Source organism: Streptomyces sp. CNB091, from assembly GCF_000377965.1.
In genome coordinates this window covers 111,040-132,633 of record NZ_KB898997.1, presented here as the reverse complement: position 1 = coordinate 132,633, position 21,594 = coordinate 111,040, and the positions used below count along the sequence as shown (strand labels likewise).

Here is a 21,594-nt window from a genome sequence, read left to right as displayed (position 1 = left end):
CGATCGCTCCGTGCCGCCTCGGATGTCCTGCGCCGCCCGGACGCTCCGTGCCGCCTCGGATGTCCCGCGCCGCCCGGATCTCCGGCGTCGCCCCGATGTCCCGCTGCCCGTCACACGCACGCCCCGTGGCCACCGCAAGACGATACGTATCGGTTCGGTCGGCGTTAGATTGGGCGCATGGCACCCACCAAGGCACCCGACTCCAGCCGCCGCAGCGACCGCTCCCGCCGCGCGATCCACGACGCCGCCCTCGCCCTCGTCGGAGAGGTGGGGTACCAGCGCACGACGATCGAGGGTATCGCCGCCCGCGCCGGGGTCGGCAAGCAGACCATCTACCGCTGGTGGCCCTCCAAGGCCGCCGTGCTGATGGAAGCCTTCCTCGACCTGGCGGGCCGGGCCGCCGAGGAGGCCGGACCGCAGTCCGGCGACGCCGCGCAGGGCATCCCCGACACCGGCGATCTGACCGCCGACCTCAAGCTCGTCCTGCGGGCCACCGTCGACGAGCTGAACGACCCGGCGCTGGCGGTCCCCACCCGCGCGCTGACCGCCGAGGGCATCGTCGACGCGAAACTGGGCGCCGAATTCGTCACGAAGCTGCTCGAACCGCAGCTCGCGCTGTACGTCACACGCCTGCGGGCCGCCCAGGAGGCCGGGGACCTGCGCGCCGACGCCGACCCCCGGATCGCCCTGGAGCTGCTCATCGGCCCGCTGATGCACCGCTGGCTGCTGCGGACCCTGCCGCTCACGCACACGTACGCCGACGCGATCGTCGACTACGCCCTCGGCGGGCTCACCCCGCGCCCTTGACACTCCGAGGGCCCGGCGGAGGCCCAGGATCCACCGGCGAGGGTGCGAGACGTCCGGTATGGGGTGACATCGGGCGTGATGGTGCTCACTCGGTGCGGTGGTACCCGGCCCCGCTGGTGAACTCTGGCCACCCGAACCGCAGGATGGTGCGACGATGGAGAGGCAACGCTGAGGTGAACTGCTGAGGTGAGGGGATAGATGGGCGCCGATTCCGGCCGTTTCCGCGGCACAGAGAACAGGTTCTCCCAGTGGCTGCGGCGACGTCCCAAATCACCGGGGGCCGAGGCCGACGAGCCGGCCAGGGTCGCGCTGCTCCTGGCGGTCGCCGACGCGGGTATGCCCATCGCGCCCGCCGCCCACCCCCTCGGATACCGGTGTTCGTGCGAACGCATCGGCTGTCCCACCCCCGCCCGGCATCCCATCTCCTTCGCCTGGCAGACCCAGTCGACCACCGACCGCGCCCAGATCGAGCGCTGGGCCGGCAGCCAGCCGCTGGCCAACTTCATCACCGCGACCGGCATGGTCCACGACGTGCTGGACGTGCCGCTCACCGCAGGCCGCAGCGCCCTGGAACGCCTTCTCGACGCCGGCATCGACGTCGGCCCGGTCGCCCAGTCCGGCGAGGACCGGATGCTCTTCTTCACCGCCACCCGCGGCACCCCCGAGGACGAGGACGAGTGGTGGCCCTGCGAGCTGGACTGCCACCCCGAGACCATGGACGCCCACCCGGGCCTGCGCTGGCACTGCCGGGGCAGCTACGTCCTGCTGCCGCCCGCCCGGCTCCCCGGTGAGCTCGACGTCCACTGGGTGCGGGGCCCCGAGCACGAGCTGCCCGATCCGCTGACCCTGCTGGAGACGCTCACCGACGCCTGCGCGCGGTACGCGGGCAGTGCCGAGCAGAGCGAGCTGGACCACGACTCGATCGCCTGGCCCTTGAGCCGCTGAGCCGCCGGCCCGCCGGCCCGCCGGTCCGGTGGGCGACCGCCCGGCCGCAGGGCCGGGCACCGTCGGCCCGAGCCGCTGCCCTGCCTACTCGCCCTTCGCCGCGACCAGACCCGGCAGCCGGTTCAGCATCCGCACCTTGCCGCCGGAACCGGAACCGGAACCGGAACCGGAACCGGACTCGGAGCCGGCCGCCCCCTCGCGCGGCGGGACGTGCACCAGCTGGCTGGAGACCCGCTCCTTCGTGAGACTGCTGTTCACCTCGCCGGTGAGCAGCGCCTTCACATCCGCGTTGACCTCGGGTCGCAGCCCCTTCGCCGCGGTCTGCCGCTCGAAGTGCTTGCTGCTGAAGAAGACCAGCGCCCCGCCGTCCTCGGTGCGCAGCCCGAGCGGCGCGAACGCCGCACGCGTCAGCGGCTGGTCGACGTACTGGTACGAGAACCCCGCCCGCCGCGTGGTGCGGCGCGTCTCGCGCCACCCCGAGGTCGCCGTGGAGGGCGTGAACACATCAGGGGTGCCGCTCTGCAGATAGCCGGTGTACGAGGCGCTCAGCTCCGCGGGCGCCACGGCCAGGCCGTCGTCCCCGGGCTCCACCGGAGTGGCGAACCCGTCCTCGTCCAGGGCGAACTCCGGCACCTGGGACGACGGGACCACCGCGAGATACGACGCCTTCCACAGCGCGTCGGGGCCCGACCGTACGAACACCACCAGCCAGCGGGTGTCCAGCTTCCCGCCGTCCTGGTCCCGGTTGGAGTCGGTGTCCGCGAGGAACCAGCGCGGCCACCCCGCCTTCTTGGGGACGACGTACGTCGCGTCGTCCAGCACCAGCGGCCTGTGCGCCTTGTTGCCCTCGGGGTTGTACGTCTGCCGCGCCTTCAGCCCGGCCTGGTTGATCGCACCGAGCGAACCCGTCACCCGGTCCGCGTCCAGCGCCGGATCGAACGCCTTGTCCGCCGCGTTGTAGGCCTCGGTGAAGTCCTTCAGCGCCTGCGCGGCCTCCGGCTTCTTCGCCCCGGGCAGCACTTCCAGCTCCCCGTGCACCGTCACACAGCCGCTCGCCGTCACGCACAGCACCGTCGCCGTCGCGAGCCCTGCCGTCAGCCGGCCCAGCCCAGGGTGTCTCGTCATCCGCTGCTTCCGCGCCTTCTGATCCGTCGCCCGCACTGACCGTCGAAACCCTACCGGGGCGGCGGACGGCGTGCGGCCGGGGACCGGATACAGCGCCCACACCGTGACCCAGGGCCTGTCGTCAGACTGCCGCTTGCCGGGCGACGACGGCAGTTTGACGACAGGCCCTGGCGGTGGAAGCCGCCTCAGACCCCGCGCACCGGCACGATCAGCGGCCTGCCCGTACGGGGGTGGGGGAAGACCTCCACCGGCTGCCGGTAGACCTCACCGAGCAGCTCACCGCTGAACACCTCGTCCGGCGGGCCCAGTTCCGCGATCCGCCCCTCGTGCAGGACGGCGGCCCGGTCCGCGTACGCCGCGGCGAGGCCGAGGTCGTGCAGCACGACCACCACCGCGTCCCCGGCGGCGGCCCTCTCCCGGCAGATCCGCAGCACCAGCTCCTGGTGGCGCAGGTCCAGGGCGGCGGTCGGCTCGTCGAGCAGCATAAGCGGGGCCCGCTGCGCCAGCACCCGGGCCAGCGCCACCCGGGCCCTCTCGCCGCCCGAAAGCGCCGAGAACGGGCGGCCCGCGAACCGCGTCACCTCGGTGGCCGCCATCGCCGCGGCCACCGCCGCGTCGTCCTCGTCCTCCCGCTCCGTACCGGCCCAGGGCGCCCGCCCCATCCGTACGACGTCCTCCACCGGGAACGGGAAGGACAGCGCGGCGGACTGCGGCAGCACCGAGCGGCGCAGCGCCAGTTCGGGCGCGGACCACGCGGTGGCCGGACGCCCGTCGATCCGCACCTCGCCGCTCGCGGCGGGCAGATCGGCGGCCAGCGCCGCCAGCAGCGTCGACTTGCCCGCGCCGTTCGGCCCGACCAGGGCGACCACCTCGCCGGCGTGCGCCGTCAGACCGACGGAGTCCAGCACCTGCCGCTGCCCGAGCCGGACCGAGAGACCGACCGCCTCGACGGCGGGGGAGCCAGGGGCCACGGGCGAGGGCAGCTCCCGGGGACGTACCGCGAACAGGTCTCTCAGCGTCCTCATGCCCAACCACCTTGCTTACGACGGGTCCTGCGCAGCAGCCAGAAGAAGAACGGGCTGCCGAAGAGCGCGGTCAGCACCCCGAGCGGCAGCTCGGCGGGGGCCGCCACCGTACGGGCCGCGAGGTCGCCCGCCACCAGGACCAGAGCGCCGCCGAGCGCGCTGCCCGGAACGAGGAAACGGTGACCGGGGCCGTTGGCCATCCGCAGCAGATGCGGGACGAGCAGCCCGACGAAGGAGATGATCCCGGCGACGGCGACCGCGGCGGCCGTCAGCAGCGCCACCACCAGCACCAGCACGATCCGCAGCCGCTCCACGTCCACGCCCAGGTGCCGGGCGGGCCGCTCCCCGAGCGCCAGCAGGTCCAGCTTGCGGGCGTAGAAGGGGGCGATGAGGAGCCCGGCCAAGGCGCACGGCAGCACGGCGAGCACCTTGGGCCAGGTGGCCTGGGAGAGCGAACCGAGCTGCCAGAAGGTGATCTGGGTGATCTGCGCGTTGTCCGCGAAGAAGATGAACAGGCCGATCAGCGCGCCCGCGAACGCGTTGACGGCGATACCGGTGAGGATCAGCGTCACCACTTCGGTCCGGCCGCCGGACCGCGAGAGCGTGTAGACGAGCAGCACCGTGACCAGGCCGGCGACGAACGCGCAGACGGTGATGGTCCAGTTGCCGAAGAAGGTCAGGCCGAGCGCGATCGAGGCGACCGCGCCCACGGCCGCGCCCGCCGAGATGCCGATCACGCCGGGCTCGGCGAGCGGGTTGCCGAACACGCCCTGCATCAGCGCGCCCGCACAGCCGAGGGACGCGCCGACGAGCAGGGCGAGGACGACCCGGGGGAGCCGTACGTTCCACAGGACGCTCTCGCCGACCCGGTCCAACTCCTGGCCGCCGAGCCCGATCCGGTGCTGCACGGAGGACAGCACGTCGCCGAGCGGGATGGAGTACGCGCCGATCGCCGCGGAGAACAGACAGCCGACGAGCAGGGCGAGGGAGAGCACGGCGGTGAGCAGATACGCCCGGCTCCGGGGGGACTTGGGGGCGGCGACGCCGTCCGCTCCCTCGCCCGGGGCCTTCGGACCGGCACCGGTGCGTTCCTCGTACGCGGTGGTCACCGGCCCGTGCCGCCCTTCGCGTACAGCTGCTCGACGATCTCGGCGAGCACCCGGTCGGTGCGCGGTCCGTAGTTGAGCAGCACCCCGTCGTCGACGGTGACGATCCGGCGGTCCATCCCGGCCGGGGTCTCCGCGATACCGGGGATCTTCACCAGACCGTCCATGCCGCCGACCGACTCGAACCCCTTGGTCATCAGGAGGATCGCGTCCGGCGCGGCCTTGGCCAGCGCCTCGCTGGTGATGGCGGTGAAGTCCTTGTCCAGGCCCGACTCCTTGCCGGCGTCGACCGCGCCCGCCGCCTCCAGCAGCGAACCGGCCCCGGACTCCGCGCCGCCCAGCAGATAGACGGAGGCCGAGCCGCGCAGGTAGAGGAAGGCGACCCGGGGCTTCTCGCCGCCCGCGTGGTCCGGGATGGACTTCTGGACGGCGGCGATCCGGGACTCGGTGCGCTCCTTGAGCTCCGTGCCGGCGGACGGTACGCCGAGGGCCTCGGCGACGGTGTCGATGCGGCGGCCGACGTCGGCGAGCTCCTTGGCGGGTTCGACGACGAGCAGCGGGATACCGGCGTCCCGGATCTGGTCGATCGCCTCGGCAGGGCCGGTGGTGGTGTCGGCGAGGACGATCGTCGGCTTCAGCGAGAGCACGCTCTCCGCCGACACGTCGTGGGCCCGGGTCACCACCGGGAGTTTCCCTGCCTGTTCGAAGGTGGCGGTGATGTCCCGGGCGACCACCTGCTTCCCGAACCCGAGGGTGAAGACGATCTCGCTCAGCGACCCGGTCAGCGGCACGATCCGGTCGGTGGAACCGATCGTGACCTTCGTGCCGTCCGCCGAGCCGACCGTCACCGGCAGTTTCGGCGCGGGCGGGGCGGCCAGCGGCTCGACCCGGCCGGCGCCGGCGGTGCTCCCGGCGGACTTCGGCGCGGAGTTGTCGCTTGCGCCTCCGCCTCCGCCGCAGCCGGTCAGCAGCAGGGCGAGGGCGACGGCGGCGGTGAGGGCGGCGGACGCTCTGCCCCGGGCCGGGCGGCGGGGAATGGCCCGTCCGGCGTCCGGGCCCTCGGAGCCCCGGGGGCTCCTCGTGGCGAAGGCCTGCGAGATGTGCACGGGGCACCGTCCTGTCGTTCTGCGGCGTGCGGTCGGCCGTTCGCCGGTAACGGCGTGACCGGAGGGGGTTCCGGCCCGGGCTGGGAATACCTTAGGTTAGCCTTACCTGAGTATCCAGTCCTCGGAGGGCCCCCATGCCGTCGTCCAGATCCACCCGCGCGCTCGCCGTCGCGCTCCTCGCGGTACTGCTGGGGGCTCTGCTCCCCGCAGCCACCGCGCAAGCGGCCGGCCGTACGGTGCAGGGCGGCCGGCTGGACTGGGGCATCAAGTCCTCCTTCCAGAGCTATGTCACCGGCCCCATCGCGAGCGGCCGTTGGAGCCTGACCGGCGGCGCGGCCACGGTCGGCGGCAGTCAGTTCCGCTTCCACTCGGCGACCGGCTCCTACGACCCGGACACCGGAGCGCTCACCTCCGGCTTCTCGGGCGGCGTGCACTTCACCGGCCACCAGAAGCCCGACGGCACCAACGAGCTGGACCTCACGATCAGCCGCCCCACCGTCCGGATCAGCGGCGGCAGCGGCATGCTCCACGCGGACATGGTGAGCAAGGAGCGGGGGACCGGCAAGGTCTCCAACCGCTCCCAGGTCCCGCTGGCCAGGCTCGGTCTCGGCGGGATCGACATGAAGGGCGGTTCCACCCCCGTCGCCCTCAGCGACGTCCCCACCACGCTGACCGCCGAGGGCGCCTCCGCCTTCGCCGGTTACTACACCGCGGGCACCCCGCTCGACCCGATCAGCCTCTCCGTCGACACCAAGGGCGCGGCCGCCCAGCCGAAGCCGTCCGCCCCGGAGAAGAAGAAGGACGAGAAGGAGAAGGAGAAGGCGGAGAAGAAGGACGAGGCGAGGGCGGGCCGCTTCGAGGACGCCGCCGTCGACTGGGGCGTACGCCGCACCTTCCGCGAGTACGTCACCGGCTCCATCGGCCAGGGCAAGTGGACGCTCGCCGACGGCGCCCAGGACGGCGGGGCCCTGTTCCGCTTCCCGCAGGGCAAGGGGACGTACGACGCGAAGAAGCAGACGCTGGACGCGGACTTCGGCGGCAGCATCCGCTTCACCGGCGCCCACGACCTCGACCTGAAGCTCGCCGGCGTCACCGTCGCCGTCGCCCGGGGCGAGGGCACCCTGTCGGCCGACGTCACCAGCGCGGGCACGACCACCGAGGACGTCCCGCTCATCACCTTCGCCGCCGAGGACTTCGCGCCGAAGGAGGGCCTCGCCGCCCTCACCGAGGCTCCCGCCACCCTCACCGCCGACGGCGCCAAGGCGTTCGGCTCCCTGTACAGCGCGGGCACCGCGATGGACCCGGTCTCGCTCGCCGTGGCCGTCGACGAGAAGGCCGAACTGCCCGCGCTGCCGGACCTCGGCAGTGAGCCGACCGCGGCCGCCGAGCCCACGGAGAAGGCCGCCGAGGAGCCCTCCGCCGCACCGGCGGCCGCCTCCTCCGACTCCGGCCCCGGGGTCGGCATCTGGGCGGTAATCAGCGGCGGTGTGCTGCTGCTCGTCGCGGCCGGGGCGTTCTTCGCCCTGCGCCGCCGAAGGTCCACGCAGGGCCCCGACGCCGACGCCACCACGGGCCCCGACGCCGACCTCACCACGGGCCTCGACGCCCCCAAGACCTCCTGACCCGGCACCCATGAGCGCCTTATGGGTCGTCACCCCCTCCCCTCACGCCTCTCTTCCCCCTCCCCCTGTTCCGCAAGGAGACCCACCGACATGGCAGCAACCCGCCGCCCCATAACTCTTGCCGCGGCCGTCGCCACGGCCGCCGTCCTGGGCGCGACCTTCGCCCTTCCCGCCCTCGCCGCCGACGGCTCCTCCGAGGCCGCGCCCGCCGCCGCCCCGAAGCTGGAACTGGTCGACGGCACGCTGGACTGGGGCATCAAGGAGTCCTTCCGCAAGTACATCGCGGGCCCCATCGCGGGAGGAAAGATCACCGTCGCGGGGGGCGCCAAGCAGGCCGCGGGCAACGGGGTGTTCACCTTCACCGACGGCAAGGGCTCGTACGACGTCTCGACGCACGTCTCCGACACCGCGTTCAAGGGCAGCGTCCGGTTCGAGGGCCACCACGGGCTGCTCGACGTCCAGCTCAGCGACGTCAAGGTCGCCTCGGGCCGCGAGACGGGCATCATCACCGCCGACTTCACCAGCAAGAAGACGGACGGCACCGTCGTCACCAAGAACGACGCCCCGATCGCCGATCTGGATATGACCAAGGCCAAGCGGGGCGGCGGAGCGGGCGGCGCGATGGTCTTCTCCGGCATCCCCGCCACGCTGACCGCCGACGGCTCCGAGGCCTTCGCGGGCTTCTACGCGAAGGGCTCCGAGCTCGACCCTGCGACGCTCTCCGTCAAGCAGGCGACGAAGCCCCCGACCACGCCCCCCGCGACCCCGCCGGCCACCCCTCCGGCCACGCCCCCGGCCACCCCTCCGGCGACGGCCCCGGCCACTCCTCCGGCGACGCCGCCGGCCACCGGCAAGCCCACCGGGGAGCCGAGCACCGCCCCGACGCCCACCGCCTCCGAGCCCGCGGCGCCCGTCAGCGGCCCGGTCGTCGACGGCACCCTGAACTGGGGCGTCAAGAAGAAGTTCCGCTCCTACGTCGTCGGCCCGATCGCGCACGGCAAGGTCGAGACGAGCGGCGGCGCGACCGCCGTCACCGACGGCTACCGCTTCAGCAAGGCCACCGGTCACCTCGACGCCGGAAAGAGCACGCTGAACGCCGCGTTCCGGGGCAAGGTGCGCTTCCTCGGCCACGAGACCCAGGGTGAGTACGTCCTCGACCTGTCCCTCGGCAACCTGAAGGTCGACATCGAGGGCACCTCCGGCACGCTCCTCGCCGACGTCTCCTCCAAGGACCAGAAGACCGGCAAGGTCAGCAAGTTCACCGGCCTGGCCCTGGCCGACCTGAAGGTGCCCGCCGGCGCGCTCGCCGCCAAGGGCGGCATCGTGAACCTCAAGAAGATCCCGGCGACGCTCACCACGGACGGCGCCAAGGCCTTCGGCGGCTTCTACGAGAAGGGCGAGGCGTTCGACGCCCTGAACGTCGCGGTCTCCCTGGACAAGGACGCCCAGCTCCCGGGCGGCTCCACCGGCGGCTCCGGCTCGACCGGCGGTTCGGGCTCCACCGGCGGTTCCACGGCGGGCGGTTCGACCACCGGCGGCGGAGGCACGGTCGGCGGCGGCTCCACCGGCTCCACGGTCGGCGGCTCCGGCGCCCTGGCCGCCACCGGCTCCGACGTCCCGACCGGCGCCCTGATCGCGGCCTCGGGCGTCGTCGTGGCGGCCGGCGCGGGCGTCGTGATCGCGGCGCGCCGTCGTCGTGACGGAACCGCCTGACCCACCCCGCACCATCCGAACGGCCCGGGGCCGTACCGGCGGCAGCAGTTGCTCGCCGGTGCGGCCCCGCCGCCGTACCCCGCCGGTTCCCGCCCCGTCGCCCGGCAGTGCTTGAATGCCCCCGTGAGCGACTACGACGTACCCCGGGGCATCGACGTCCTGCGGGTGTTCTGCGGACCCGACGGCCGGTACGGCAACGCCCTCGGCGTCGTACGCGACGGACGCGACCACCCCGACGAGGCCTCCCGGCAACTCCTCACCCGGCGGCTGGGCTTCAGCGAGACCGTGTTCGTCGACGACCCGGAGCGCGGGCGGGTGGACATCCACACCCCGGGGCTCCGGCTGCCGTTCGCCGGGCACCCGCTGGTGGGCACCGCGTGGCTGCTGGACCTGGAGGTCCTGGAGCTGTCGGTCGGGGACGTGTTCGCCCGCCAGGACGGGGAGTTCACCTGGATCACCGCCCGCCCGGAGTGGGTCCCGCCGCGCACGCTCCAGCAGTACGGGAGCGCCGCCGAGATCGAGGCGCTGCCGGGCCCGCCGCCCGGCGAGGGCTGGCTCTACGCCTGGGCGTGGGAGGACGAGGCGGCCGGGCGGGTGCGCGCACGGGCCTTCCCGCGGCGCGGGGAGGCGATCGTCGAGGACGAGGCGACGGGCGCGGCGGCCCTGCTGCTCAGTGCGCGACTCGGCCGGGCCCTGAACATCACACAGGGACGCGGCTCCCAGATCCTCACCGCACCCGCGCCGGACGGCACGGTGGAGGTCGGGGGCCGCGTCCTGATGGCCGTCCGGGGCTGAACCCGGGACGGGACGCCCCGCCGCCGTGGCGTCCTCGCCCCGAACACGCGGGCGGCTCCACCGGAAGCCGGTGGAGCCGCCCGCTCACCGGCGCACGCGCCGGCGTCCGGTCACGCGCCGATCGGGAAGACCTCGCCCAGTTCGCGGAAGACCGCGGTGTTCAGGGCGAAGGCCCGCTTGCACTCCTCGATGATGCGCTGCTTCTCCAGGTCGTCCGCGTTCACCGCGTCCAGCAGCTCGCGGTAACCCCGCTTGAACGCGGCCGGGTTGGCGATCTCCTCGAAGACGTAGAAGCGCACGCCGTCGCCCTTGCGCTCGAAGCCCCAGGTCTTCTCCGCCTTGTCGCGGATGATCTGACCGCCCGAGAGGTCGCCGAGGTAGCGGGTGTAGTGGTGGGCGATGTAACCGGCGGGCCAGGTGCGCGCGCACTCCGCGACCCGGGCCGCGTACGCGGCGGTGGCGGGCAGCGGCTCGACACCCTCGCGCCAGCCGGCCCCGCGCAGGTGCGCCAGGTCGCGCTCCAGCTCGGTGGAGCGCATCAGCTCCGGCTGTATGAAGGGGCCGGCCACCGGGTCCTCGCGCAGGGCCTCCGCGCCTTCCTCCAGCGCCCGGTACACGAACCACAGCTGCTCGGTGTAACGGGCGTAGGCGTCCACTCCCAGCCGCCCGCCGAGCAGGTCACTCATGAAGGTCGAGGTCTCGGCCTCGGTGTGCTGCTCGTGCGACGCGGTGCGGATGAGCGTCGAGAAGGGAGTGACGGTGGCGGTTGCGTCCAAGGCGGGCCTCCGGGGACCGAGGGGGACGGGAAGTCCAGAAAGAGACGGAGATATCGGCAGCGGCCGCCGCGACGGTGCGGCGGGCGTGCCGATACGCCCGATCCTCCTACTTAGGTTTACCTAAGTCAACCGGTTCCCGACTGCCTGTCGGTAAAAGGCTACGCGCAGAGGGAGGGGAAGGTCCTGTTCCGCGAATTCCGGGGTGGTGGTCTACGGGAGGGTGAGAATCTCCGCTCCGGTCTCCGTGACCACCAGCGTGTGCTCGAACTGGGCCGTCCGCTTCCGGTCCTTCGTCACCACGGTCCAGCCGTCCTCCCACAGGTCGTACTCGTGGGTGCCCAGCGTCAGCATCGGCTCGATGGTGAACGTCATCCCCGGCTGCATCACCGTGGTGGCGTGCGGGCTGTCGTAGTGCGGGATGATCAGACCGGAGTGGAACGAGGAGTTGATCCCGTGCCCGGTGAAGTCGCGGACGACCCCGTAGCCGAACCGCTTCGCGTACGACTCGATGACCCGGCCGATCACGTTGATCTGGCGCCCGGGCCTGACCGCCTTGATGGCACGGTTCAGCGACTCCCGGGTGCGCTCGACCAGCAGCCGTGACTCCTCGTCGACGTCGCCGCAGAGGTAGGTGGCGTTGTTGTCGCCGTGCACGCCGTTGATGTACGCGGTGACGTCCAGGTTCACGATGTCGCCGTCGCGCAGGACGGTGGAGTCGGGGATGCCGTGGCAGATGACCTCGTTGAGCGAGGTGCACAGCGATTTGGGGAAGCCGCGGTAGCCGAGCGTCGAGGGGTACGCGCCGTGATCGACCATGAAGTCGTGGGCGACCCGGTCGAGCTCGTCTGTGGTGACCCCCGGGGCGATGTGCTTGGCGGCCTCCTCCATCGCCTGCGCGGCGATACGGCCCGCGACGCGCATCCGCTCCACGGTGTCGGAGTCCTGGACCTCCGGGCCGGTGTACGGCGTCGGGGCCGGCTTCCCCACGTACTCGGGACGCCGGATGTTTCCGGGGACGGAACGGACGGGAGTGATCTCCCCTGGTACGAGAAGCGACTGGCCAGACATGCCAGCGAGTCTAACCAGCGGCCCCGGGGCACCATGGCGATAAGGAAAGGAGCCGTCGATGGCCCTGTTCAAGAAGCGCACGGTAGGCAAACCGGGCGAATGGTACTACTGCCTGGAGCACAAGAAGGTCGAGGAGGGCCCGGAGTGCCCGGCGCAGAACCGGTTCGGCCCCTACACCTCCCGCGAGGCGGCACAACACGCGATGGACACGGCCCGCGACCGGAACCTGGCATGGGACACCGACCCCAAATGGCACGACGAGAACAAGGGCAAACCAAGCCCGCCCGGGGGCAACTCAAGCCCGTCCGGCGATTGAGGACGGTCTTTCTCCCAGGGCCCCGACCGGGGTAGTTCAAGCCCGTCCGGGGGCATCTCAAGCCCGTCCGGCGATTGAGGACATCTTTTCCAGCCCCTCCGGCGCTTGAGGAGCGGGGTACGGGGCGGAGCCCCGGCCACCCGGCCACCCGGCCGGCCCCGGGTCACGCCTCCCCCCGGGCCCCCCTCCTGCGCACCGCGTCCTCATCCGTCTCCGAGTCGTACCGCACCAGCTTCGGCAGCGCAGCGGTCAACAGCACCACCGACGCCACGCACGCCACCCCGCCCGTCCAGATCGCCGACCGGGTCCCGGTCCAGCCCGCCATCGCCCCGGCCCGCACCTGGCCCAGCTGCGGGCCGACGCTGTACGAGAGCACCTCGATGCCCGCCAGCCGGCCCCGCAGCTCCTCCGGGATCGTCTGGTTCCAGATGGTCGACCGCCCCAGCCCGCTCAGCATGTCGCCCGCCCCCGCGACGGCCAGGCAGAGCAGCACCACCCACACGCTGGAGAACCAGCCCGCCGCGGCGATGGCCAGCCCCCACGCCGTCGCACCGAACACCACGAACAGCCCGTGCCTGCGCACCCGGCTCGTCCAGCCGCTGGTCAGCCCCAGCGCCAGCGAGCCGACCGAGCCCGCCGCGTACATCAGGCCCAGCGACCACTCCGCGTCCAGATCGTCCGCGAGGAACGGGAAGATCGTGTTCGGGAAGGCGAAGAACATCGCCGCCATGTCGATCGCGTACGTCCCCAGCAGCACCGGCCGGCTCCAGGCGTACCGCGCCCCCTCGACGATCCCGCGCAGCGACGGCTTCTGCGCGTCCCGCGCCGGCGGGGCCGGGGAGAGCCGCAGACAGAGCACGACGGAGGCGGCGAACGTGCACACCGTCACCCCGTACGCGGTGCCGTGACCGGCGTACGCCACCACCAGGCCGGCCAGCGCCGGGCCCGCGATGGCCCCGATCTGCCAGCGCAGCGAGTTCAGCGCGGCCGCCGCCGTCTGCTGCGCGTGCGGCACGATCCGGGCCATCAGGGAGTCCAGCGCGGGCCGCTGGAGCCCGGCGAGCGCGGACACCCCGCCGGCCACCACGTACAGCGGCCACAGCAGCGGCTCCGGGAGCAGGGCGTTCACCAGCAGGATCGCGGCGAGCACCCCGAGCCCCGCCTCGGTGAGCATGATGACCCGGCGGCGGTCCACCGAGTCCGCGAGCGCCCCGCCGTACAGCCCGAAGACCACCAGCGGCACCAGCTCCACCGCGCCCATCGCCCCGACCGCGAGCGGGGAACCCGTGAGGTCCTTGATCTGGAGCGGCAGCGCGATGAGCGCCATGAAGCTGCCGAAGTACGTGATCAGGCCCTGGATCCACAGCAGCCGGAAGTCCGCCGAGGAACGCCACGGCGAGAGGTCCGGCAGCAGGGCGCGGAGCCGGGCCGACGGCTGCGAGGGCGAGGGGGAGGGCGAGGGAGGTGCTGAGGTCACGAAGGGCCATGATCCGCACTGCCGGGCGTTTCGGGCAAGCCGGTATTCCGTCACGTGCGCCGGACCGGGGCCCGCAGCGACGGCCTCCCGGGGGCGGCTACCTGGCAGTAGGGTCGGGCCCATGACTACACAGGACAGCGGCAGCGCGCCCAAGCCCCCTGCCAAGGACCCCTGGGACCTCCCCGATGTCTCCGGCCTGAGCGTGGGCGTGCTCGGCGGCACCGGCCCGCAGGGGCGCGGCCTCGCCTACCGGCTCGCCCGCGCCGGACAGAAGGTCACCCTCGGCTCCCGGGACGCCGCCCGCGCCGTGCAGGCCGCGGCCGAGCTGGGCTTCGGCGTCGAGGGCGCGGACAACGCGGAGTGCGCCCGGCGCAGCGACATCGTGATCGTCGCGGTGCCTTGGGACGGCCACGCGAAGACGCTCCAGTCCCTGCGCGAGGAACTCGTCGGCAAGCTCGTCATCGACTGCGTCAACCCGCTCGGCTTCGACAAGAAGGGCGCCTACGCCCTCAAGCCGGAGGAGGGCAGCGCCGCCGAACAGGCCGCGGCCCTGCTGCCGGACTCCCGGGTCACCGCCGCGTTCCACCACCTCTCGGCCGTGCTGCTCCAGGACGAGTCCATCGAGGAGATCGACACCGACGTGCTGGTCCTGGGCGAGGCCCGGACCGACACGGACCTCGTGCAGGCGCTGGCCGGCCGGATCCCCGGCATGCGGGGCATCTTCGCGGGCCGGCTCCGCAACGCCCACCAGGTGGAGTCGCTGGTCGCCAACCTGATCTCGGTCAACCGCCGCTACAAGGCCCACGCCGGACTGCGCACCACCGACGTCTGACCGGCCCCGCCGGGCCCGGTCGGGGCACAACGGGGCATGGGGGACACTGGACGGGACCGCGACCCGTTCCCGACAGGAGTCGACCCCCATGCCTCGCATCGCTCTCTACGCCCTCGTCGTCTGCGTCCTCGCCGTCGTGGCGGCCGCGGTCTCCTTCGCGCAGGGCAGCCTGCTCGGGATCGTCTGGGTTCTCGTCGCGGGGCTCTCGTCGAACATGACCTGGTTCTACATCCGCAGGCACCGGCTGGCCGCCGCCGCCGCCGACGCGGGCTGAACGAGACGGCTGAACGAGATGGCCTCGGCGAGCCGGCCTCAACGAATCGGGCTGACCGAGCAGGCCCGAACGAGGCGCCACGCGGTCAGCCCACCGCGCAGCCCGGGTCCTGCTCGTCGAAGAGGCCCCGCCAGAAGCGGTACAGGTCGTAGCCGCAGTACCGCTGGAACTCCTCGACGCCCAGTCCGCGCAGCAGGGCGTGGATCGCGTCGAAGAACACGATGTTCACCTCGGGGATCCACAGGATCGCGAACACCGCGATCAGCCCGAACGGCGCGATCGGCTCCACCTGGCGGCGGATCCGGTACGAGAGCCAGGGCTCGATCACCCCGTACCCGTCAAGACCGGGGATCGGCAGGGAGTTCAGGATCGCCGCCGTCACCTGGAGCATCGCCAGGAACGCCAGCGCGTAGCGGAAGGCGAGCGGCACCCCGTCGAGCGCGTCCAGCCAGAACGGGGCCGTGCACACCACCGCGAACGCCACGTTCGTCAGCGGGCCCGCCGCCGAGATCAGGCTGTGCTTCCACCGTCCGCGGATCCGGCCGCGCTCGATGTACACCGCGCCGCCGGGCAGCCCGATCCCGCCCATGATCACGAAGAGCACCGGCAGCACGATGCTGAGCAGCGCGTGCGTGTACTTCAGCGGGTTGAGCGTCAGATAGCCCTTGGACGCGACCGAGAGGTCCCCGCTGTGCAGCGCGGTCCGGGCGTGCGCGTACTCGTGCAGACAGAGCGAGACGATCCAGGCCCCCGTGACGAACAGGAACACCGCGAAGCCGGTGGCGTCCGCGAAACCCGTCCACACCGCCCAGCCCGCGACCGCGGTGACGGCGGCGATACCGAGGAAGACCGGGCTGATTCTCCGGTCGCCGCGGGTGGCTGCGGTGGTCATCGGCGATCGGCTCCTGGGGTGAGGGGGCGGGGGAAGGGACTGTACGGCGTGTGGCCCGGCCCCGGGGCGGGGGAGGGACTGTACGGCGTGCGGGCCCGGCCGCGGGACGGGGGAGGCACTGTAGGTCGTGGGGCCCCGGCCGCGGGATGCGGGAAGGGGGATCGTACGGTCCGACAGGGCTGGAACGCCGGAGACCGCTTGTGGAGTTCCACCCGGTCAACGCCCCGCCCCCCTCCGTCACGGACAATGGGCCCGTGCGCTACTGCATCCTCGGCACCACCCGGGCCATCCGCGACGACGGCACGGCCGTCCCCCTCGGCGGGGCGCGGCTGCGCGCCCTGCTCACCGTGCTCGCGCTGCGCCCCGGGCGGACCGTCCCCGCCGGAGTCCTCGTCGACGAGGTGTGGGACGGCGACCCGCCCGCCGACGCGGCCGGCGCCCTCCAGGCCCTGGTCGGGCGGGCGCGGCGGGCCCTGGGCCGGAGCGCCGTCGACTCCGTGGCGGGCGGCTACCGGCTCGCCGCCCCGCCGGACGCCGTGGACCTGCACCGCTTCGAACGCCTGGCGGGGGAGGGGACCCGGGCCCTGGAGGACGGCGACGCGTCGAGCGCCCTCGCCGTCCTGGGGCAGGCCCTCGCCCTGTGGCACGGGCCCGCCCTCGCCGATCTGCCCGACCGCGCGGCGGAGGCGTCCCGCTGGGAGGCCCGCAGGCTCGACGCGCGACGCGCCGGGTTCGGGGCCCTCCTCGCCCTGGGGAGAGCGGGGGAGGCGCTGCCGGAGCTGGCCGTGCTCTGTGACGCCCACCCGCTCGACGAACCGCTCCAGGTCCTGCGCGTCACGGCCCTGCGGGACGCCGGGCGCCCCGCCGAGGCGCTGGCCGCGTACGAGGAGGTCCGCACCCTGCTCGACGACCGCCTCGGCACCGCCCCGGGCCCGGGCCTGCGAGCCCTGCACACCGAACTGCTCCACCAGGAACCGCCCGCGCCGCCCGCGCCGGGGCCCGCACCCCGCCCCGCCCCGGGCGCCCCGTCCGCCATGGGCGCGGCCCTCTCCCCGGCGGCCCCGGCCCCGACCGCGTCCCCGATACCGCCCGGGAACCTCAGGGCCCGGCTCACCAGCTTCGTCGGCCGCGACAGCGACATCGCCGCGCTCCGCGACGACCTCGCCCGGAGCCGGCTCGTCACCCTGCTCGGCCCCGGCGGCGCGGGCAAGACCCGACTCTCCCAGGAGACCGCGGAGGCCGCCGCCGAGAGCTGGCCCGACGGCGTCTGGCTCGCCGAACTGGCGCCGGTCGACGACCCGGAGAGCGTGCCCGAAGCCGTCCTGACCGCGCTCGGCGCCCGCGAGACCGTGCTGCGCGGGGCCGGTGCCGAGGAGTTGCGGGCCACCGACCGCACCGCCGCCGACCCCCTCGTACGCCTCACCGAACACTGCGCCCCGCGCCGGATGCTCCTCCTCCTGGACAACTGCGAGCACGTCATCGGAGCGGCCGCCGCCCTCGCCGAGCGGCTGCTGACCCACTGCCCGCAGCTCACCGTCCTCGCCACCAGCCGCGAACCCCTCGGCGTGCCGGGCGAGTTCGTCCGCCCCGTCGACCCGCTGCCGGACCCGATGGCGCTGCGCCTGCTCGCCGAGCGGGGGGCGGCCGCCCGCCCCGGCTTCCGCACCGACGCGGACGGGGCGACCGCCGCCGCCTGCGCCGAGATCTGCCGCCGCCTGGACGGGCTGCCGCTCGCCATCGAGCTGGCCGCCGCCCGGCTGCGGATGCTCACCCCGCGCCAGATCGCCGACCGGCTCGACGACCGCTTCCGCCTCCTCACCAACGGCAGCCGGACCGTGCTGCCCCGCCAGCAGACCCTGCGCGCCGTCGTCGACTGGTCCTGGGACCTGCTGGACGCCGCCGAACGCGCCGTGCTGCGCCGGCTCTCCGTCTTCGCCGGAGGCTGCTCCCTCGCCGCCGCCGAGGAGGTCTGCGCCCTGCCCGCACCGGCCGACGGCGTCGCCGTCGACCCCCCGGACGTCGCCGCCCTGCTCGGGTCCCTGGTCGACAAGTCCCTCCTCGTCGCCGCGCCCGGCGACGAGGAGGAGATGCGCTACCGGCTGCTGGAGACGGTCGGCGAATACGCCGCGGAGCGCCTGGAGGAGGCCGCCGAACGGGGCGCCGTCGAGCGGCGTCACCTGGTCCACTACCGGGAGCTGGCCCGGATCACCGGGCCGAAGCTGCGCGGCGCCGGGCAGCGCCGGGCCATAGCGCTCTTCCAGCGCGAGTACGAGAACCTGCGCACGGCGCTCCGCCACGCCGTCGCCGCCCGGGACGAGCAGGAGGGGCTCTGCCTGGTGCTGTCGATGTCCTGGTACTGGATGATGCGCGATCTCAACTCCGACGCCCGCCAGTGGGGCGCGGCGGTGGCCGCACTGGGCCCCGACCCCTTCGCCCCGCCCGGCGTCCGGGCTCCTTCGCTGCTGGAGCGGACCACCGACCGGCCTCCGCCCTGGGAACCGGAGCAGGTGGCGGAGGCACGGCGAGGTGTGGGGCTGATCCAGCTGGTCAGCATGGACCACGCGATGGAGGAGGGGCTGACCCCGCAGGGCCGGGAACGGATGGACATCATCAGCCGCACCTACCGGGCCGGGCAGCCGCAGACCTGTCGTGCTCCCGGTTCGCTCTGGATGTTCGCGATCCTGCTCACCGGAGAGGTCGACGAGCTGCGCGAGCTGATGGACGAGACGGTCCGGGCCTCCCGGGAGTTCGCTTACGAGTGGGAGCTGGGCGCCGCGCTGGAGATGCGGGCCAAGATCCTGGCCAACCGCCCCGACTGGGCGGGCGAGGCACTGGCCGACGCCGACGAGAGCCTGGAGATCTTCGCGCGGCTCGGCGACGACTGGGGCGCCGCCGAGTCGCTCTCCTCCCGGGGCGAGGCGAACGAGCGAGCGGGCCGTTTCACCGCCGCCTCCGAGGACTACCTGGCCGCGATCGGCTATGCGCAGACGCTCGGCGCCCGGTCCCAGGTAGCGGTGTTGCGGGCGCGCTACGCAGGGGCCCTCACCGAACTCGACCGGTCCGAGGAGGCCGAGGCCATCCTGCGCGAGATCGTCGACGGCGGCCGGATCTCGGGACACGAGGCGATGCCGACCGCCCGCCTGCACCTGGGCTTCCTGCTCGGACGTCAGGGGCGCCTGGCCGAGGCTCGCGAGCAACTGACGCTGCTGCGAAAGGAGTTCAGCTCCCGCACCGTCGGTGTCTTCGACGGATTCGTGCTCGGGGTGCTGGCCTGGCTGGACAACCTCGACGGCGCGTACGCTTCCGCGCTCGACGTCGCGCTGGCCGCCCTGGGCCGCTCCCAGGACCGGCTCTCGGCCATGATGGCCCCGTTCATGGCCTCCATGCAGCTGACGACCATCGCCCGTGCGCTCGCGGGGCTGGAGGGCGCGGGGGCCCCGGAGGCCGCCGCCCGGCTGCTCGGCCTCCAGGCGGCGCTCCTGCCGCCCGGGCACCTGCCGACCACGCTGGAGCGCCAGGCCCTCGAGGACGCGGAGCAGGCCGTACGCGCCCGGATCGACGACGAGACGTACACGGCGGCCTACCGCCAGGGCGCCGGCCTCACACTGGAGGAGGCCGCCGCCCTGGCGGAGACGTACCGGCAGCCCGCCGCGGAGTGACGCTCAGGCCTTCTTGCGGAACTTGGCCACCGCCAGCGGAGCCATCACCAGCGTGATGCCCGCAGCCCAGGCGAGCGTCACCCAGACGGAGTTCGCGACCGGGCCGCCCATCATCAGGCCCCGCACCGCGTCGGCCAGATTGGACAGCGGGTTGTAGTCGGTGAACGTCTGGAGCCAGCCCGGCATGGTCGTGGGCGGCGCGAAGATGGAGGATCCGAACTGCAGGGGCATCAGCACCAGCATTCCCATCCCCTGGACCGCCTGGGCCGTCTTCATGGCCAGCCCGAGCACGATGAAGATCCACATGATGGCGGCGCCGAACACCGCCGACAGCGCGACCGCCGCCAGGAGCCCGAGCACGGACGTGCCGACGCTCATGCCGAGGGCGAAGCCCATCGCGAGCAGGATGATGATGGCGACCATCATCCGGCCCAGCTCGACCACGATCTTGGCGATCAGCACCGAGGAGCGGGCTATCGGCATCGTCCGGAACCGGTCCATGACCCCCTTGCGGAAGTCGTCGTTGACCCCGGTGCCGACGGCCATGGCGATGTTCATGCCCATCATCGCCATCAGCCCGGGAATCAGATAGTTCAGGTAGTCCTGCCGGTCCCCGCCGAGGCTGCCGCCGACCGAGCCGCCGAAGACGTACACGAACAGCAGCGTGAAGATGATCGGCATCAGAAGGACGTCGAACATCGACTCCGGGTCCTGCTTGATCTGGAGCAGATTGCGCCGCGCCAGCGCCCCGATGTGCCGCAGATTGGCCCGCAGACCGATCCGGCCCTCGTCGGCCACCGCCCGCTTCGACGGCGCGGTGCCCGTGGTCCCGGCGGGAGCGGGGGGCAGAGTCGTGGTACTCATGCGGCGACCTCCTGGGGAGCCTGGTCGGAGAGGGACGTGGCCTTGTCGCCGGTGATCGCGAGGAACACCTCGTCGAGGCTGGGCAGGGCGGTGGAGACATGGGCGAGCGAGAAGCCCCGGACGCCCAGCAGCCCGATGACGGCGGTCAGCTGCTCGTCGCTGAGGATCGGCACGTACAGCAGGCCCTCGTCCGGCACCGCCTGCGCACCGGCGACGCCGTCGAGGCCCGCCTCCCGGATCGCCTGCGCCATCGCGGCCAGTTCCGCCGGGTCCGACGGCCGGATCTGGAGGGTGCGTCCGCCGACCTTCGCCTTCAGCTCGTCGACCCCGCCCCGGGCGATGATCTTCCCGCGGTCGATCACGGTCAGCTCCTTGGCGAGCTGCTCCGCCTCCTCCATGTACTGGGTGGTCAGCAGTACGGTCGCGCCCTCGGCGACCATCCGCTGCACCTCGTCCCAGACCTCGTTACGGGTCCGGGGGTCGAGCCCGGTCGTCGGCTCGTCCAGGTAGAGCACGGAGGGGCTGCCGATCATGGAGGCGGCCAGGTCGAGCCGGCGGCGCATCCCGCCGGAGTACTCCATGCAGGCCCGTTTGGCGGCCTCGGTGAGCGAGAACCGCTCCAGCAGCTCGTCGGCGCGGGCCCGTGCCTTCTTGCGGGGCAGATCGAGCAGCCGCCCGATCATGTAGAGGTTCTCCCAGCCGGAGAGCTTCTCGTCGACCGAGGCGTACTGCCCGGTGAGGCCGATGGTGCGGCGGAGCTGCCGGGGCTGCTTCACCACGTCGAAGCCCGCGACGACCGCGTGGCCGGAGTCGGGGGTGATCAGGGTGGACAGGCAGCGTACGAGGGTGGTCTTGCCCGCGCCGTTGGGGCCGAGCACGCCGAGGACGGTGCCTTCGCGGACGTCGAGGTCCACGCCGTCCAGTGCCTTGGTCTCGCCGTAGTGCTTGACCAGCCCCCGCACCTCGACGGCGTTCCGGCCGCTGCTGGGGTTCTTGTCGATTCGTTCCATGTCCACCAGCAGACCAGCGCCCACCGACAGCTCGCCGACAGGCCGCCGACACGGCCCGCGACCGGGCGCCGGACGGGCGACAGCCCGCCGATGGGGGATGTCGGCGGGCTGTCGGTGGTGCGGGAAATGGCTGGTGGGCGCTGGTCTGCTGAGGAAAGCGCGTCGGAAGGCCCGGGGGTCAG

19 protein-coding genes are annotated in these 21,594 nt (G+C 73.0%); 9 read left to right on the top strand and 10 right to left on the bottom strand.

From position 1 onward, the window contains the following. The first annotated feature begins 177 nt into the window (after positions 1-177). Both D581_RS0115800 and D581_RS0115795 read left to right on the top strand, forming a co-directional pair. A complete protein-coding gene (locus D581_RS0115800) occupies positions 178-807 on the top strand; it encodes a TetR/AcrR family transcriptional regulator (protein WP_018958193.1) in 630 nt (209 codons plus the stop codon). 198 nt (positions 808-1,005) lie between these two features. Continuing rightward, positions 1,006-1,752 (top strand): bifunctional DNA primase/polymerase, encoded by a 747-nt coding sequence (locus D581_RS0115795; RefSeq protein WP_018958192.1) that lies wholly within the window; start codon positions 1,006-1,008, stop codon positions 1,750-1,752. An 84-nt stretch (positions 1,753-1,836) separates the two neighbouring features. On the opposite strand, the gene D581_RS0115790 is transcribed toward D581_RS0115795, so the two are convergent. From D581_RS0115790 to D581_RS0115775, 4 genes are all read right to left on the bottom strand, one after another. Beyond that, complete coding sequence (locus D581_RS0115790; RefSeq protein WP_020679209.1) at positions 1,837-2,877, bottom strand: SCO2278 family lipoprotein; 1,041 nt, start codon at positions 2,875-2,877, stop codon at positions 1,837-1,839. Positions 2,878-3,062: 185 nt separating this feature from the next. Then, on the bottom strand, positions 3,063-3,902 hold the full coding sequence (locus tag D581_RS0115785; RefSeq protein ID WP_018958190.1) for a heme ABC transporter ATP-binding protein: 840 nt from the start codon (positions 3,900-3,902) through the stop codon (positions 3,063-3,065). Further along, the gene (locus D581_RS0115780; RefSeq protein ID WP_018958189.1) at positions 3,899-5,011 is read right to left on the bottom strand and encodes an iron ABC transporter permease; all 1,113 of its coding nucleotides are present in this window, start codon (positions 5,009-5,011) and stop codon (positions 3,899-3,901) included. The genes D581_RS0115785 and D581_RS0115780 overlap by 4 nt, the downstream gene beginning before the upstream one ends. Continuing rightward, complete coding sequence (locus tag D581_RS0115775; protein ID WP_018958188.1) at positions 5,008-6,114, bottom strand: ABC transporter substrate-binding protein; 1,107 nt, start codon at positions 6,112-6,114, stop codon at positions 5,008-5,010. The genes D581_RS0115780 and D581_RS0115775 overlap by 4 nt, the downstream gene beginning before the upstream one ends. Before the next feature lie 134 nt (positions 6,115-6,248). Between D581_RS0115775 and D581_RS0115770 the strand changes: the two genes are divergently transcribed. The 3 genes from D581_RS0115770 (at position 6,249) to D581_RS0115760 (ending at position 10,244) form a co-directional block, all read left to right on the top strand. Next, positions 6,249-7,736, top strand: a complete 1,488-nt coding sequence (locus D581_RS0115770; protein ID WP_018958187.1) for an HtaA domain-containing protein — start codon at positions 6,249-6,251, stop codon at positions 7,734-7,736. A gap of 90 nt (positions 7,737-7,826) precedes the next feature. Next, positions 7,827-9,449, top strand: coding sequence for an HtaA domain-containing protein (locus tag D581_RS0115765; RefSeq protein WP_020679208.1), 1,623 nt, complete (start codon positions 7,827-7,829; stop codon positions 9,447-9,449). Positions 9,450-9,572: 123 nt separating this feature from the next. Next, a complete protein-coding gene (locus D581_RS0115760; RefSeq protein WP_018958184.1) occupies positions 9,573-10,244 on the top strand; it encodes a PhzF family phenazine biosynthesis protein in 672 nt (223 codons plus the stop codon). Between the two features lie 110 nt (positions 10,245-10,354). Here D581_RS0115760 and D581_RS0115755 read toward each other — a convergent pair whose 3' ends face one another. Both D581_RS0115755 and map read right to left on the bottom strand, forming a co-directional pair. Further along, complete coding sequence (locus tag D581_RS0115755) at positions 10,355-11,020, bottom strand: biliverdin-producing heme oxygenase (protein WP_018958183.1); 666 nt, start codon at positions 11,018-11,020, stop codon at positions 10,355-10,357. A gap of 210 nt (positions 11,021-11,230) precedes the next feature. Then, positions 11,231-12,088 carry a type I methionyl aminopeptidase gene (gene map / locus D581_RS0115750; protein WP_026290553.1) on the bottom strand — a complete coding sequence of 286 codons (858 nt, stop codon included), beginning with the start codon at positions 12,086-12,088 and terminating at the stop codon, positions 11,231-11,233. 58 nt (positions 12,089-12,146) lie between these two features. Between map and D581_RS0115745 the strand changes: the two genes are divergently transcribed. Further along, positions 12,147-12,404, top strand: a complete 258-nt coding sequence (locus D581_RS0115745; RefSeq protein WP_018958181.1) for a hypothetical protein — start codon at positions 12,147-12,149, stop codon at positions 12,402-12,404. Between the two features lie 163 nt (positions 12,405-12,567). Here D581_RS0115745 and D581_RS0115740 read toward each other — a convergent pair whose 3' ends face one another. After that, positions 12,568-13,881, bottom strand: a complete 1,314-nt coding sequence (locus tag D581_RS0115740; RefSeq protein WP_018958180.1) for an MFS transporter — start codon at positions 13,879-13,881, stop codon at positions 12,568-12,570. A gap of 121 nt (positions 13,882-14,002) precedes the next feature. Between D581_RS0115740 and npdG the strand changes: the two genes are divergently transcribed. Both npdG and D581_RS0115730 read left to right on the top strand, forming a co-directional pair. Continuing rightward, entirely contained in the window at positions 14,003-14,713 is a 711-nt protein-coding gene (gene npdG / locus D581_RS0115735) for an NADPH-dependent F420 reductase (protein ID WP_026290552.1), read from the top strand. Positions 14,714-14,801: 88 nt separating this feature from the next. Then, on the top strand, positions 14,802-14,987 hold the full coding sequence (locus D581_RS0115730; protein WP_018958178.1) for a hypothetical protein: 186 nt from the start codon (positions 14,802-14,804) through the stop codon (positions 14,985-14,987). 85 nt (positions 14,988-15,072) lie between these two features. On the opposite strand, the gene D581_RS0115725 is transcribed toward D581_RS0115730, so the two are convergent. Then, positions 15,073-15,879 carry a site-2 protease family protein gene (locus D581_RS0115725; RefSeq protein WP_018958177.1) on the bottom strand — a complete coding sequence of 269 codons (807 nt, stop codon included), beginning with the start codon at positions 15,877-15,879 and terminating at the stop codon, positions 15,073-15,075. 254 nt (positions 15,880-16,133) lie between these two features. Here D581_RS0115725 and D581_RS0115720 point away from each other — a divergent pair, with 254 nt between their 5' ends. Continuing rightward, positions 16,134-19,538 (top strand): BTAD domain-containing putative transcriptional regulator, encoded by a 3,405-nt coding sequence (locus D581_RS0115720; protein WP_026290551.1) that lies wholly within the window; start codon positions 16,134-16,136, stop codon positions 19,536-19,538. 3 nt (positions 19,539-19,541) lie between these two features. Here D581_RS0115720 and D581_RS0115715 read toward each other — a convergent pair whose 3' ends face one another. Further along, positions 19,542-20,402: an ABC transporter permease gene (locus D581_RS0115715; protein ID WP_018958175.1), complete on the bottom strand. Its 861-nt coding sequence runs from the start codon at positions 20,400-20,402 to the stop codon at positions 19,542-19,544. Continuing rightward, positions 20,399-21,412, bottom strand: coding sequence for an ATP-binding cassette domain-containing protein (locus D581_RS0115710; RefSeq protein ID WP_032752764.1), 1,014 nt, complete (start codon positions 21,410-21,412; stop codon positions 20,399-20,401). The genes D581_RS0115715 and D581_RS0115710 overlap by 4 nt, the downstream gene beginning before the upstream one ends. Positions 21,413-21,594 lie beyond the last annotated feature (182 nt).

Excerpts from the sequence above, each read along its gene's own strand:
- D581_RS0115800 (WP_018958193.1), top strand. The coding sequence starts at position 178 with ATGGCACCCACCAAGGCACCCGACTCCAGCCGCCGCAGCGACCGCTCC.
- D581_RS0115795 (WP_018958192.1), top strand. The coding sequence starts at position 1,006 with ATGGGCGCCGATTCCGGCCGTTTCCGCGGCACAGAGAACAGGTTCTCC.
- D581_RS0115790 (WP_020679209.1), bottom strand. The coding sequence starts at position 2,877 with ATGACGAGACACCCTGGGCTGGGCCGGCTGACGGCAGGGCTCGCGACG.
- D581_RS0115785 (WP_018958190.1), bottom strand. The coding sequence starts at position 3,902 with ATGAGGACGCTGAGAGACCTGTTCGCGGTACGTCCCCGGGAGCTGCCC.
- D581_RS0115770 (WP_018958187.1), top strand. The coding sequence starts at position 6,249 with ATGCCGTCGTCCAGATCCACCCGCGCGCTCGCCGTCGCGCTCCTCGCG.
- D581_RS0115765 (WP_020679208.1), top strand. The coding sequence starts at position 7,827 with ATGGCAGCAACCCGCCGCCCCATAACTCTTGCCGCGGCCGTCGCCACG.
- map (WP_026290553.1), bottom strand. The coding sequence starts at position 12,088 with ATGTCTGGCCAGTCGCTTCTCGTACCAGGGGAGATCACTCCCGTCCGT.
- D581_RS0115745 (WP_018958181.1), top strand. The coding sequence starts at position 12,147 with ATGGCCCTGTTCAAGAAGCGCACGGTAGGCAAACCGGGCGAATGGTAC.
- npdG (WP_026290552.1), top strand. The coding sequence starts at position 14,003 with ATGACTACACAGGACAGCGGCAGCGCGCCCAAGCCCCCTGCCAAGGAC.
- D581_RS0115730 (WP_018958178.1), top strand. The coding sequence starts at position 14,802 with ATGCCTCGCATCGCTCTCTACGCCCTCGTCGTCTGCGTCCTCGCCGTC.
- D581_RS0115725 (WP_018958177.1), bottom strand. The coding sequence starts at position 15,879 with ATGACCACCGCAGCCACCCGCGGCGACCGGAGAATCAGCCCGGTCTTC.
- D581_RS0115715 (WP_018958175.1), bottom strand. The coding sequence starts at position 20,402 with ATGAGTACCACGACTCTGCCCCCCGCTCCCGCCGGGACCACGGGCACC.
- D581_RS0115710 (WP_032752764.1), bottom strand. The coding sequence starts at position 21,412 with ATGGAACGAATCGACAAGAACCCCAGCAGCGGCCGGAACGCCGTCGAG.